The 12,236-nt window shown below is 42.1% G+C and carries 12 protein-coding genes and 1 pseudogene; 4 read left to right on the forward strand and 9 right to left on the reverse strand.

Going from position 1 to position 12,236, the window contains the following annotated elements:
* Positions 1-507: 507 nt before the first annotated feature.
* The gene (locus tag CU633_RS19300; RefSeq protein WP_101662202.1) at positions 508-1,086 is read right to left on the reverse strand and encodes a Uma2 family endonuclease; all 579 of its coding nucleotides are present in this window, start codon (positions 1,084-1,086) and stop codon (positions 508-510) included.
* A gap of 810 nt (positions 1,087-1,896) precedes the next feature.
* Between CU633_RS19300 and CU633_RS19305 the strand changes: the two genes are divergently transcribed.
* Positions 1,897-2,517 (forward strand): HD domain-containing protein, encoded by a 621-nt coding sequence (locus CU633_RS19305; protein WP_101662203.1) that lies wholly within the window; start codon positions 1,897-1,899, stop codon positions 2,515-2,517.
* Positions 2,518-2,603: 86 nt separating this feature from the next.
* A pseudogene (locus CU633_RS23460) lies at positions 2,604-2,863 on the forward strand (group II intron reverse transcriptase/maturase); the annotation flags it as partial.
* Between the two features lie 120 nt (positions 2,864-2,983).
* Here the strand turns inward: CU633_RS23460 and CU633_RS19315 are convergent.
* Genes CU633_RS19315 through CU633_RS19350 form a run of 8 tightly spaced genes read right to left on the reverse strand, consistent with a single transcriptional unit; the run spans position 2,984 to position 10,469 of the window.
* Positions 2,984-3,718 carry an MBL fold metallo-hydrolase gene (locus tag CU633_RS19315; protein ID WP_101662204.1) on the reverse strand — a complete coding sequence of 245 codons (735 nt, stop codon included), beginning with the start codon at positions 3,716-3,718 and terminating at the stop codon, positions 2,984-2,986.
* A 14-nt stretch (positions 3,719-3,732) separates the two neighbouring features.
* Positions 3,733-4,527 (reverse strand): ABC transporter ATP-binding protein, encoded by a 795-nt coding sequence (locus CU633_RS19320; protein ID WP_101662212.1) that lies wholly within the window; start codon positions 4,525-4,527, stop codon positions 3,733-3,735.
* Between the two features lies 1 nt (position 4,528).
* Positions 4,529-5,518, reverse strand: a complete 990-nt coding sequence (locus CU633_RS19325) for an ABC transporter ATP-binding protein (RefSeq protein ID WP_101662205.1) — start codon at positions 5,516-5,518, stop codon at positions 4,529-4,531.
* Positions 5,519-5,520: 2 nt separating this feature from the next.
* Positions 5,521-6,315 carry an ABC transporter permease gene (locus tag CU633_RS19330; RefSeq protein WP_101662206.1) on the reverse strand — a complete coding sequence of 265 codons (795 nt, stop codon included), beginning with the start codon at positions 6,313-6,315 and terminating at the stop codon, positions 5,521-5,523.
* Positions 6,312-7,277, reverse strand: coding sequence for an ABC transporter permease (locus CU633_RS19335; protein ID WP_101662207.1), 966 nt, complete (start codon positions 7,275-7,277; stop codon positions 6,312-6,314). The genes CU633_RS19330 and CU633_RS19335 overlap by 4 nt, the downstream gene beginning before the upstream one ends.
* 21 nt (positions 7,278-7,298) lie before the next feature.
* Positions 7,299-8,849 (reverse strand): ABC transporter substrate-binding protein, encoded by a 1,551-nt coding sequence (locus tag CU633_RS19340; protein WP_219620978.1) that lies wholly within the window; start codon positions 8,847-8,849, stop codon positions 7,299-7,301.
* 32 nt (positions 8,850-8,881) lie between these two features.
* Positions 8,882-9,757, reverse strand: coding sequence for a MurR/RpiR family transcriptional regulator (locus CU633_RS19345; protein WP_101662208.1), 876 nt, complete (start codon positions 9,755-9,757; stop codon positions 8,882-8,884).
* Positions 9,741-10,469, reverse strand: coding sequence for an HAD family hydrolase (locus CU633_RS19350; protein ID WP_101662209.1), 729 nt, complete (start codon positions 10,467-10,469; stop codon positions 9,741-9,743). Before CU633_RS19350 ends, CU633_RS19345 begins: the two co-directional genes overlap by 17 nt.
* A 527-nt stretch (positions 10,470-10,996) precedes the next feature.
* Between CU633_RS19350 and CU633_RS19360 the strand changes: the two genes are divergently transcribed.
* On the forward strand, positions 10,997-11,770 hold the full coding sequence (locus CU633_RS19360) for a GntR family transcriptional regulator (protein ID WP_257959090.1): 774 nt from the start codon (positions 10,997-10,999) through the stop codon (positions 11,768-11,770).
* A 4-nt stretch (positions 11,771-11,774) separates the two neighbouring features.
* Positions 11,775-12,218, forward strand: a complete 444-nt coding sequence (locus CU633_RS19365; protein WP_101662211.1) for a PTS sugar transporter subunit IIA — start codon at positions 11,775-11,777, stop codon at positions 12,216-12,218.
* Positions 12,219-12,236 lie beyond the last annotated feature (18 nt).

Here is a 12,236-nt window from a genome sequence, read left to right on the forward strand (position 1 = left end):
CACGGTTTCACTATGGCTTTTCTATTTTTATGGTGTTGCATTTGATTTTACAATTAACCTTTTAAAACCTCGAGATAATATATTAAGTATATAATAAGGTAACTACTAATGGCTTGTGATTTTTACCCGCGGAGTGATTGAAGAAAAAAACCACGAACCCAGCAAGAGAAAAAGAACTGATCGAAAAAGTTATCGAACCCGGATCCTTCCCGCTACTATAGGGAAGTTTTTTTCTATTAGAATAAGTGATAGCTTTATTAAATAGAATACAACTCCTGCGGAGAAGCCTTGTAATCCTTTACTAGAGGTCCGGCTAGATTTATACACATTTAAAATAAAGAAGTCGTTGAGTTTTGGATCTCAACGGCTTTTTTATTCCAGTAAAAAACAGACCAATTATTATGCTGATTGGTCTGTTAATTATCTGTTATAATTACAATTTCTCTCCCAAAGGGGAACCCGTTATGGTAATATCCCCCCTGTTTTTATTCAAACAGTTTTTCTGTCTTACTCTTCTTCTCTAAAGATGTTGGTTAAATCGATAGAAAACTCTTCGAATAAATAAACCGGAATTCTATCGTCCCTGAAATAAATGCCGCTATGCTTAAAGGTGCCATTTTCAAGCAAATACACATCAATATTTTCGTTAGAAGGATCGACAATCCAATATTCTTTTACTCCTGCCCTTTGATACCGGTTAAACTTTATTATTTTATCTTTCTTGGCAGTTGAGTTGGAAAGAATCTCAATAATCAAATCAGGAACCCCTACAATTCGTTTTTCCTGAATCTTATTCTTATCACATACAACAACAAGGTCTGGTTCTACCCATTCCTTTATTTTTTTTATGTCGTTATCTTCATCAGCAAAACATACGTCGATTGGGGAGCCGAATACACTGCATTGTTTACCCCTTAAATAGATATTAAATTCGGTCAACAATTCCCTTTGAACTGCTTGATGCTTAGTAGTTGGAGCGGGAGACATATTATAGACTCGACCATCGATAACCTCATACCTGACATTATCGTCCAAAGCTAAATAATCAGCATATGTGAGATTGCCTTGCTCCCGTGATAGTGACATGTACATCACGCTCCATATTAGATAATTTCACCTTATTTTTATTATAAGTTTTTCCTGGTATCAACAACAAGGTTTAAAAAAGCTCAAAGCTGTCTTTCGCCACATTGTCCTGGCAAAGCAAAACTACGGGATGAAAGCATTTGTGAAATGGAACGACAGCATAATGGAAAATTAGCAAGCAGGAAACCAGCAAGTTTCATCGAACATGTACTTATTACACTTGAATACATGCAGTATCTGGTATTTATTTCGTCAGTATGGTCGCAATAGGAGAGGGGGTAAAGTAATGCTGTTGCTCGATCAAAAACGGGCTATATTGAATTAAGGGAGAAGGAAGACAAGTCGGCAGGTTCTTCTATTATTATGACCAGTCTCCATCTCGAAAAAAACTGGTTGCCAGGGAATTCACCCATACAGGAAATGGCTATGTATTTGCGCTGTATTTACCTGAATTTAAGGAACAACTTAATAAAAGTGGAGATGTGAGTGTAAAACAATTTACTGCTGAAGAGCTGATGAGCATTGTGAGAAAATCAATTAATTCATTGAACAAGAGGTGATTGAATGCTGTGGAACAACGCTGTCTGGGTGAACATTGACAAGCCAACGAAAAAATTCACGATTCATCATCATTGTGTTTTTTACAAAAAAACTGGCTGAAACTCCATTCAAGGGCATTAATGAAATGAAAAGAGACGGGTGTTGGGTTTCCGTCGAAAATGAGGAAACGGCGGTCCAACTACATAATGAAAGCTATCCGAATTATGAATTGATACGACACTGTTAATTGATCATAGAGGAGTGATCACAATGGAACTTATTGACAAAGCGTTACAAGTCGCCAGCAAGGCTCATCAAAACCAGTTCAGAAAACAAACCGATATTCCCTATATCAGCCATCCGGCCACGGTGGGAATGCTTCTGTTAAAGGGGGGGTACAGTGAAGAGATTGTTGCTGCCGGAATCCTCCATGACACTGTGGAAGATACAGATATAACTATACAAGACATTAAACATGAATTCGGCCTGAAGATTGCAGAGATCGTCGAAGGATGCTCGGAACCGGATAAGTCGCTGTCCTGGGAGGAAAGAAAGGAGCACACGATTGAGTTTCTGAAGTCTGCTTCGGTTGAAATCCGTGCGGTTGCCTGCGCCGATAAACTTCATAATCTCCAGTCGATAAGACGGGAATACGAACATGTTGGAGATACTGTATGGAACCGGTTCAAACGCGGCCGCCAGCAGCAGGAATGGTATTATCGCAGCCTGGTGGATAGCTTGGGTTGCGCATTCACTTTTCCACTGCTTGAAGAACTAAGTCAGGAAATAGAGCGCTTATTTTCTTTTGTTTATGAGATAACATACGAAGAAGATGATTTTTCAATCACAGAGGATGCCGGACTTGATAAGGATGATATCCTAGGCAGGTAACGTCACCTTCCAAAAATGGAAGGAATGTTAATAAGGGGTTATGCAAGACAGACCCCACTATGTGGCGGAACTACTTGTTCAATCTCAAGGAATTCGACGAATGGATAAGGCGAAGACTCAGAATGTGTGAATGAAAACAGTGGAAGAAACCTAAGACCCGAATCAGGAAACTTATTGGGATGGGAGTTCCTGAATACAAAGCATACGATTGGGGGAATTCCAGGAAGAAATACTGGAGAACCTGCGCATAGTCCAATCCTACACAAAACCCTCGACAACTCCTACTGGACTGAAGCGAGGACTGAAAAGTCTATATTCTCGCTATGAATCTTTGCGTAAAGCTTAATGGAACCGCCGTATACCGAACGCTACTTACGATGGTGTGAGAGGTCGGGGGTCAGGGGTCAGTCACCCCCTCCTACTCGCTTTGCCTTATCTTATAAACCAAGAACAGTGAGGGATTAATTTAGATTTCAATCACCATCCCACCCTTGGCCAATTCAATTTCTCCACGATATATTTCTTTCGCTTGCCCGATCAAGCTCTGGTGGTCACCGTAATGGGGCAGGTGGGTCATCAGCAATTTCCGGACGTTCGCTTTTTTCGCCAATTCCCCTGTTTGCCCTGCCGTTAGGTGACCGTTTACTTTTCCCAGTTGTTGATTGTAAAGGCTGGCTTCGCTGATCAGCAGGTCCGCACCAGCCGAGAATTGAGCCAGTCCATCGTACCATCCTGTATCTGCAGTATATACAATTGTATGGTCACCGGTTTGAATCTTCATCGCCAGACAATATACCGGATGAATGGTTTTACAAAAGGTTATGGTAAAAGGACCGACTTTTGCCGTTGTGTCCTCGTTGATTTCGACGTTTGTTGTATAGGATTCCATTTTCAGTGATTCGAATTGCTGCGCGTCTTTTGCGTGGCCGTAAATGGGAAGCGGCTCTGTCCGGTTTCCCAATTGGGTTTGAACGAGCATTCCATATTGCAGGCTCCCGACATCAGCTTTGTGGTCATGATGGTAATGGGACAGGATACAGGCGTTTAATCGGTGCAGAGGAATCACTTTTTGCAGCTGGCTCAAGACACCGCTGCCGCAATCCACCAATAAATAAAATCCATCTTTTTCAAACAGAAATGAGGACGTGGCATCCCCGGCAGCAGGGTATGCTCCCCATTCACCTAATACGTTAACTTTCATCTTCTTATCCTTTCTTAATAACCGAAATCTGGTATTGAATGCAACAACATTTTAGTATACGGGTGTTCGGGATTCGAAAACAATTGATCGGTTTCATTGTTTTCAACAATTCTGCCTTTTTCAAGAACGATTACCCGATCCGCGATGCTCCTTACAATTCCAAGATCATGTGAAATAAACAAATAGGAGATATGATATTGCTGCTTTAGTTTTGACAGTAAATTGACGATCGTCGCCTGGACCGAGACATCAAGTGCAGAGACGGCTTCATCGCATACGATTAAGCCAGGCTTTAATGATAATGCCCGGGCTATGGCAACACGCTGGCACTGTCCGCCACTCAACTGTCCCGGGGTATATTTCTTGAATTCAACACCCAAGCCTACTTCTTCCAACAAACGGGTTATCGCTTCATTTTCTTCCTGTTTGCTTTCATACAGTTTATGAATCCGGAGAGGCTCCCGCAAGATTTGCTCCACGTTCATCCGGGGATTTAATGTATCATACGGATTTTGGAAGACGAACTGAACATTTCGGCGAAATTCCTGCTTCTCTTTGCCTGCAAGTGATTCAAGTGCTTTTCCTCTGAAAAATATTGTGTTTTCCGGAGCTGATTGCAAACCGCCGATACATTCGCCCAAAGTTGATTTCCCGCTTCCGCTTTCTCCAACCAGTCCGATAGTTTCACCTTCCGCAATCTTAAGCGACACATCTTTCAAAACTTCGAAGAAAGAGGATTTTCGAAAAAACGGCTTTTTTCTGAGAGAAAATTGCTTTGATAAACCTTTTACCTCGATTAAATTGCTCATATCAAACCTCCATTGCCTGTTTGCGCGCTTCTGCTAATGCCGTGATGGGCCTGTGGCATGCTACTTCCCTATGCGGATCTCCACTCACCCGCAAAAGCGGCTGTTCGGAGGTACAGAGTTCATGTTTAAATGGACATCTCGGCGCAAAATTGCAGCCTTTAAAGGTTTCCGACAACGAAGGAACGGCTCCGGGAATCCCTTTAATTTCGCGGGGACCCGTCATTCTCGGAATGGATTGGAGCAATGCCTGGGTATAGGGATGTGCCGGAGCTTTTAATACAACAGAACAATCTCCTTTTTCCAACAGTTTGCCTCCGTAAAGCACAATGATTTTATCGCAAATGTATTGGATCGCAGAAATGTCATGGCTGATCAATAGGATCGATAAACCCAGCTGGTCTCTCAGATTGATAAATAAATCAAGGATTTGCTTGCGGACGGCAGCATCCAATGCAGTAGTAGGTTCATCAGCAATAACCAGGTCAGGTCGGTTAACGATGGCAATAGCTATGATCACTCGCTGTTTCAAACCTCCGCTTAATTCATGGGGATAGCTCAAAAAAATTCGTTCTGCTTCTTTTATCCCCGCCATTTCCAACGTTTCAAGCGCTATCTTTTTTGCTTGTTTTTTTTCTTTTGGGTGATGGGCAAGATAAGCGTCCATTACCTGAACTCCTATTTTCATCACCGGGTTCAATGCCGTCATTGGGTTTTGGAAAATATAGCTTATTTTATTGCCATATATATTTTGCCATTGTTTGCCGGAAGCTTTGCTTAAGTTCTCGCCGTTAAACAGGATTTCACCGTCGGCTGTTACATTGGCGGGAAGGAGATTGCTTATTGCTTTTGCCGTCAAGGTTTTTCCCGATCCTGATTCACCGATGATGCCCACAATATCCCCTTTATTGACCGTTAGGCTGACATTGCTGACACTTGAGTACCATTTTTTCTTATGGAATACATTAATTGATAAATTGGATACCTCTAACATATTTATCGCTCCTTCACCTGTAAATCACGCCACCCATCCCCGATGAGGTTAAAGCCCATGACAGTAATAAAGATAATCAGCCCAGGAAACACCGGATACCATGGTGCCACAGCCAAAAGCGGCTGAGCTTCGTTGAGCATCCCTCCCCAGCTTGGATGGGGAGGTTGTACACCAAGTCCCAGAAATGATAAAGCGGCTTCTGTTAAAATAGCTCCCGACATGCTTGTTGTACCTTGTACAAGAATCTTTGAAAATGCGGAAGGAACCATATGAACAAAAATAATTTGCGAAGAGTTTGCCCCATATGAATGGGCTGCTTTTACATAGCCAAAGCTGTTCGCTTCAAGAATAAAACCATACATTAACCGGGCAAACAATGGGATGTTAAAAATAGCAATCGCAATCACGGCGTTTTCCCCGCCAACTCCCAATACAGTTACAATTAAAAGCGCGAGCAGGAGTCCGGGAAAAGCAAATAATCCATCCATGATTCTCATGATTAAGCTGCCGTACCAGCCCTGAAAATACCCGGCACTTGCTCCAAGAACACAGCCGATGACCATGGCCAACCCGACCGATCCGATGCTGACCAACAAAGCATTTTGTGAAGCAATCATAATTCTCGTCAAAATATCGCGTCCGTATTGATCGGTACCAAACCAATGATTCAAAGAAGGAGGCTGCAATTTATGGGCAACATTCATTGCCTCGTGATCAAAAGGGGGATGAATGATTCCAATGATCATGAGCAGAACAGGAACGCACACCAATACCATCCCGATCGAAAAAGATCTCATGCCGCTTTATCCACTCCCTTCTCCAGTTTAATTCTTGGATCAAGCTTTGTATAAAGAATATCAATGCATAGGTTGATAAAAATAACAGTCGTTGTCAAAAATATGACCAACCCCTGAACCAGTATGAGATCACGTTGCTGCACGGCTATTAAAAGCAGCCGGCCCAACCCCGGCAGCGCAAAAATATTTTCAATGACAATAACACCACCAATTAAACCAATGACTTGAAGTCCCAATAAGGTAACAGGGCCGATTAAACTATTGCGGAGACCGTAAGCAATGTTTCGGCGGAAGGAACTCAACCCTTTGGCTTTTGCAAAAGTGATAAAGTCTTTTTCGAGCACATCCAGCAACGATGTGCGAATTAACCTGGTCATCGTTGCTGATTCAACGATCGCCAGGGAAATGGAAGGGAGCAATATACTTTTCAAATGAACAAACAACCCTTCCGAGATCGGGACATAGCCGCTTGGCGGCAAAAGCTGCAGTTTTATCGACACGAATAAAATCAGTAAAATCGCGATCCAGAAACTCGGAACAGCAAGGCCCGCCTGGATATAAAGCTGGATGACTTTATCAAAAACAGCTCCTTTTCTCACCGCTGCCAATACACCAAGTGGAATGGCGAACAATAGGGAAAGAACAAGTGAAAAAAAGGTAATCGATAACGTTAAGGGAATACGTTCGATGATTAATGCCGCAACAGGTTCTCCATACAAAAAAGAAAGTCCCAGATCCCCCTGCAGGCTATTGATGATCCAATCCCCATATTGAACATACCAGGGCTTATCCAAACCCAGCTGGGCCCGGAGCTCCTCAGCCACTTCCTGAGGAGCTTCCATGCCCAGCATTAATTGAACCGGATCACCCGGGAGCATCATTAATACCAGGAAGGAAAAGAAAGAAATAAACAAAATTAAAAGCAGGGATGAAGCGATTCTGTTTAGGTAATAGGCTCCCATACAGATCCATCCTTTCCAACATTATTGTTCCAATGAAATATTCGACAGGTCAATGATATCGATCGGATAAATTTGTAATCCTTCAACTTTCTTATTCATCGCGATAATGCTATCAGGAGCCTGGATATAAACAGCCGGTACTTCCTCCGCTAAAATTTCTTGAATCTTCGTATACATTTCTTTCCGCTTCTGCTCATTCAATTCTACTTTTGCCTCGGTTAACAGCTGATCAATCTCTTGATTTTTGTAATTATAATAGTTTTCACCTGATTGACTATGGTAGCGGGCAAGCATTGCATCAGGGTCTAAACGCCCTGTATGGGAAATCACCGTCATCTCATAATTTCTTCCCTTATATACATCATCAACCCATTTGCCCCATTCAATCACTTCGATTTCAACTTCTACTCCGATTTGTTTCAACTGTTCAGCGATCATTTGCCCTGAATCAACATGGAGCTTATACGGTTCCGGCAAAGTAAGCTTTAATTTCAAACCATCCGCAAATCCTGCTTCTTTTAATAACGACTTTGCCTTATCTGCATCGAAAGGAAGAACCGAAGTTGTATCGGCATAATAAGGGCTTGTAGGTGCCATATGGCTGCCGATTTCTGTCCCATAGCCCCATCCGGCTCCTTCGATAATATCCGCTTTGTTGATTGCCATCGAAATCGCTTGACGGACTTTTACATTATTTAATGGCTCATGGCTATTGTTGAATGCCAACACTTGTACCATATTTAATGGGCTTTCCATCATTTCAATAGCTGGATCACTTTCAAGCGAACTCACTTGTTCTCCCGATACGCCAACAATGTCCACTTCGCCTGCTTGCAAGTTTGCCAGCAAGGTAGTGGCTTCAGGAATGATCGAAAATGTCACTTTGTCTAACATCGGTTTATTTTCAATAAAATAATCTTCGTTCTTATTCAGGATAACTTTTTGCTGAGGCACCCATTCCTCCAGCTTGAAAGGCCCAGTTCCAATCGGGTTCTTTTTCATATCAGCATCCGCTTCTTTTGCGACAATAGCTGACCATGGCATAGCGAGAGAAGAGATAAAGGTAGCATCTGCTTTTCCAAGAATCATCACTACTTTGTCGCTGCCGTCTGCTTTCACATCAATAATATTGCTGAATTCGGCGGCACGAGGGCTTTCTGCCGCTTTTAAACGTTCAAATGAGTATACGACATCCTCGGCCGTCATTTCACGGCCATTATGGAAGGTCACCCCGGATTCCAGATTAAAAGTCCATGTCAGGCCGTCTTCCGAAGAAGCCCAGTCTTTTGCAAGTCGCGGCTTTAGCTCGCCTTCCGGTGTTGTGCCGACAAGGGTATCAAAAACATTGTTTGTTACCTGGAAGGTGGAAGCGGAAACGGTACGGTGAGGGTCGAGGCCATCTACATCATTGCTGATGGCGTAAACCAACGACCCTCCCTTTTCTGCTCCGGTTGCTTCTGTTTCAATTTCCGTGCCTGTTTTTGTTTGGGATTGGCTGGAACTGCAAGCAACCAATGAAAATAGGACTAAAAGTAAAATTGAAACCAAGAAGAAAGAGTTCATTTTTTTCATGTTTTTCACTTCTCCTTATCCTGAATAGATTCTTAACCATTTTGTGTAATTTCCCATTTTTTAAAGAACGCCTCTTGTTGTTCCAAATTACCCCTGACGCGCCCGGGCTCTTTGTTGGCGATTTTTTGAACCAGCAATTGACTGATCATTAACGGTGTGACATAAGAATCGAAAAAGCCGGTTGACTTAACGGCAGACAGCAAGGAAACATCGGCCAGAGGATAAAAAGGAGAGATTGGCGAATCGGTAAAGCAAATCGTTTTGGCACCGATGCCTTGCGCCTCTTTAATGACTCTTAACGTAATCGGGCAGTATCTTGGCAAAGCCACCGCAATGACCACATCAGTCTCTTTTATGTAGGCCACCCTCTCACTAAGCTCTCCGCCAGCCGGAAGATGAAGGGTATTCCCCAGAATCAAATTCAGCTGATAACTGAGCGGCGCCGAAACGGCAAGGCCATTTCTCCATCCGGCTACATATATCCGGTCCGCCCCGGTAATCAGATCGGCAGCATCATCAACCGCTTTATCGAGTTCTTCATGAAAGGTAAGCTGAAAATTTTGCAGTTCCGTCTGAATCGCTTCAGTCATAAGTGTTTCAGAAGGATTCCCGCTAGTCTGAAATTCATTAAATCTGACAACTGTTCGATTGGAAAGAAGCTGCTGCTGCAAAGCGACTTTCATTTCAAGGTAGCTTTTATAGCCGAGGGAAGCAATAAACCGATGAACAGTGGCCTCACTGACGCCCACTTGCAAACCAATCTCCCTTGCGGTCAACAGACCTGCTTCTTGAGAGTGGCCTCGCATCCAGGCAGCCAGCTTCTTTTGCGATTCCGTTAGCGAACTGTAACAATCGTCGATTCGTTCGATGATATTCTCAGCATGTCTGGCATCAAAGTGAAGCGACATTTTCCATCACATTTCTTTCTTTTTTTATATAAGAAAACAGTTCATTTGTATTTTCAAAAATTGGACAGCCCTGAATCTCTTCAATTCCAAGCTTGCCGAAACGATTAAGGAGAACCGTTTTTATGCCGGCTTTCTCGGCGCCAATCACATCATCATAATAGTTGTCTCCCACATATAGCATCTCTTCGGGAGTTGAATTCGTCCTGGAGAGCAGCTCCTGAAAAATGCGGACATCCGGTTTTTCGATTCCGAGCTCAGAGGATATTAAAAGGTCATCAAAATAAGGAGCCAATCCCAGTTGTTCGATTAAATGCCTGGCACTCAGATCCCAGTTCGATAACAGGACAAGACGGTAACCCAATTCTTTTAATCCTTTTAAGACCTCTTCCGTCCAAGGAAAAGGCCTCCAACTCGATTCCCCTTGTTGGTTTAAAATAAAATCAGTTTGTTCGAATAAATCAAAACGAACATTCAACTGATAATTGACCACACCTATGTACCATGGAAAGAAAGTTTCGCTCTTTTTTCCCAACACTCCCGGAAACATCCGAAAGAAGATCTTATCCGCCAAATGAAAGGCTTCTTCGATCTTTGCCACTGAAACATCCAGCCCTTTTGAAAATAAATAGGCCTGGTAATCTTCTTCCCGATTGTTGAACAACAACGTATATCCAAGGTCGAAGCCTATTACCTTGATTTTTTCCAAATCCATAATCTACCTCCTTTTTGTTATGAAAGATTTCCTACAAAAATTTCTCCTTTGTAGTCCAGCCTTCACCCATTACTCTAGAGGAGAAACATTAAGGACATATTGTTGACAGGTAAAGTATTTTTTAACAAGTGTTGTAGTTTTATTAATTTCGTTAAGATTGGGGTTTTTGGGAATGGAAGCGGGGGAGCTTCTGGCCATTTTGTAAAAGATATATTTATCTACAAATTTGCGATTCTTAGTAAGCTTCCGAATGTAGGAAAAGCCGGAGAAAATCTCACTTGAAACGGGACAGATGTTTAACAGAGATATTAAGGAATTAGGTTTTTCCATCGTACAATCTCTTTTGTCGCCACATTTATTGTATTTTTTTTAAAAGCCGTAAAGCCAACTTGGCTTTGCGGCATTAGCTTATTTGTAAACATTATGATCTTTATAAAATAACTATAGATATTGACAATAAACATCATAATGTTATTATAAAATTAACAATTACACAAACTAAACATTATAATCTTTTATTGAAAGAGGTGGGTATTATCATACCCTTAAATAAAAACGCCAAAGAACCGCTGTACAAACAACTTAAAACTGCTCTTCTGGAGTTTATAGAGGAAAATTTAAAAGAAGGTGACGCTCTCCCGATTGAATCCGAAATTGAACAAATGTATGGAGTGAGCCGCATTACCGTCCGAAAAACGATTGATGAGCTTGTAAATGATGGAGTTGTTTCGAAAAAGCAAGGAAGAGGTACATTTGTCCAATCCAGAAAGATCGTACAGAAGGCTGGCACCATTACAAGCTGGACAGAAGAAATGAGATTAAAAGGCAAATTAATCGAAACGAAAAACCTGATAATGAGTGAAATTGAGCCATCAAGGAAATTAACTCAGGAATTACAATTGTCAAGAGGTGAAAAAGTTATTTGTTTAAAAAGGCTGCGGTGTGCCGATGGAGAGCCTATCGCAATCATGATCAACTATTTTCGCTCAAAGTTTGTGCCGGGATTTCTTGAAAAAGGGCTAACCAAAGAATCTCTGTATGAAGTTCTGGAAGAGGATTACGGTATCCAGTTGGAAAAGGCACATGAAAGAATTCAGGCAAGAATTGCGAATGATTTGGAAGCTCTTGAGCTGGGAGTTTCTCCAGATTCGGCAATCCTTCACATTACGAGGGTTTCTTATTTGCCTGATGGGACACCTTTTGAACTGGTTGAGATGGCCAACCGGTCAGATCGTTACCAATATGATATCGATCTCTTTGGAAGAAATAAGTTTAAGTCTTTTAGTGAAGGAAGTGAATAATTGCATGCAGCTAAGTGCCAATTTAATTAGCCTGGATGTCGAAGCGGACAGTGCAGAAGCAGCAATTAGAAAAGCCGGTGCTTTACTGGTGGAAGAAAACATTGTTGAGGAAAGCTATGTTGATGCAATGGTGAAAGGATTTCAGGATGTTGGGCCTTATATCGTGCTTGCACCATCGATTGCAATCCCCCATGCAAGGCCGGAGCATGGGGTTCTCCAGCAAAATGTTTCCCTTGTCCGTTTGAAAAATCCAGTCGAATTCGGGCATCCAACAAATGATCCGGTCCAGTTGGTTTGTGCAATCTCCGGTACTGACAGCACCAGTCATATTGGGATGCTGCAATCCTTGGCTTCCGTTTTAGGCGATAAAGCAAAGTTGGAAATAATTTTGAATTCACATAATATCACTAGCGTTGCACTAATTAAATCAGATGATTTGAAATACTAACAATCTTCAAAAATTACT

The organism is Bacillus sp. V3-13 (genome assembly GCF_002860165.1).
Classification (GTDB): domain Bacteria; phylum Bacillota; class Bacilli; order Bacillales; family Cytobacillaceae; genus Bacillus_BJ.

Coding starts and splice junctions, on each gene's coding strand:
- CU633_RS19300 (WP_101662202.1), bottom strand. CDS start 1,086: ATGTCACTATCACGGGAGCAAGGCAATCTCACATATGCTGATTATTTA.
- CU633_RS19305 (WP_101662203.1), top strand. CDS start 1,897: ATGGAACTTATTGACAAAGCGTTACAAGTCGCCAGCAAGGCTCATCAA.
- CU633_RS19315 (WP_101662204.1), bottom strand. CDS start 3,718: ATGAAAGTTAACGTATTAGGTGAATGGGGAGCATACCCTGCTGCCGGG.
- CU633_RS19320 (WP_101662212.1), bottom strand. CDS start 4,527: ATGAGCAATTTAATCGAGGTAAAAGGTTTATCAAAGCAATTTTCTCTC.
- CU633_RS19325 (WP_101662205.1), bottom strand. CDS start 5,518: ATGTTAGAGGTATCCAATTTATCAATTAATGTATTCCATAAGAAAAAA.
- CU633_RS19330 (WP_101662206.1), bottom strand. CDS start 6,315: ATGAGATCTTTTTCGATCGGGATGGTATTGGTGTGCGTTCCTGTTCTG.
- CU633_RS19335 (WP_101662207.1), bottom strand. CDS start 7,277: ATGGGAGCCTATTACCTAAACAGAATCGCTTCATCCCTGCTTTTAATT.
- CU633_RS19340 (WP_219620978.1), bottom strand. CDS start 8,849: ATGAAAAAAATGAACTCTTTCTTCTTGGTTTCAATTTTACTTTTAGTC.
- CU633_RS19345 (WP_101662208.1), bottom strand. CDS start 9,757: ATGTCGCTTCACTTTGATGCCAGACATGCTGAGAATATCATCGAACGA.
- CU633_RS19350 (WP_101662209.1), bottom strand. CDS start 10,469: ATGGATTTGGAAAAAATCAAGGTAATAGGCTTCGACCTTGGATATACG.
- CU633_RS19365 (WP_101662211.1), top strand. CDS start 11,775: ATGCAGCTAAGTGCCAATTTAATTAGCCTGGATGTCGAAGCGGACAGT.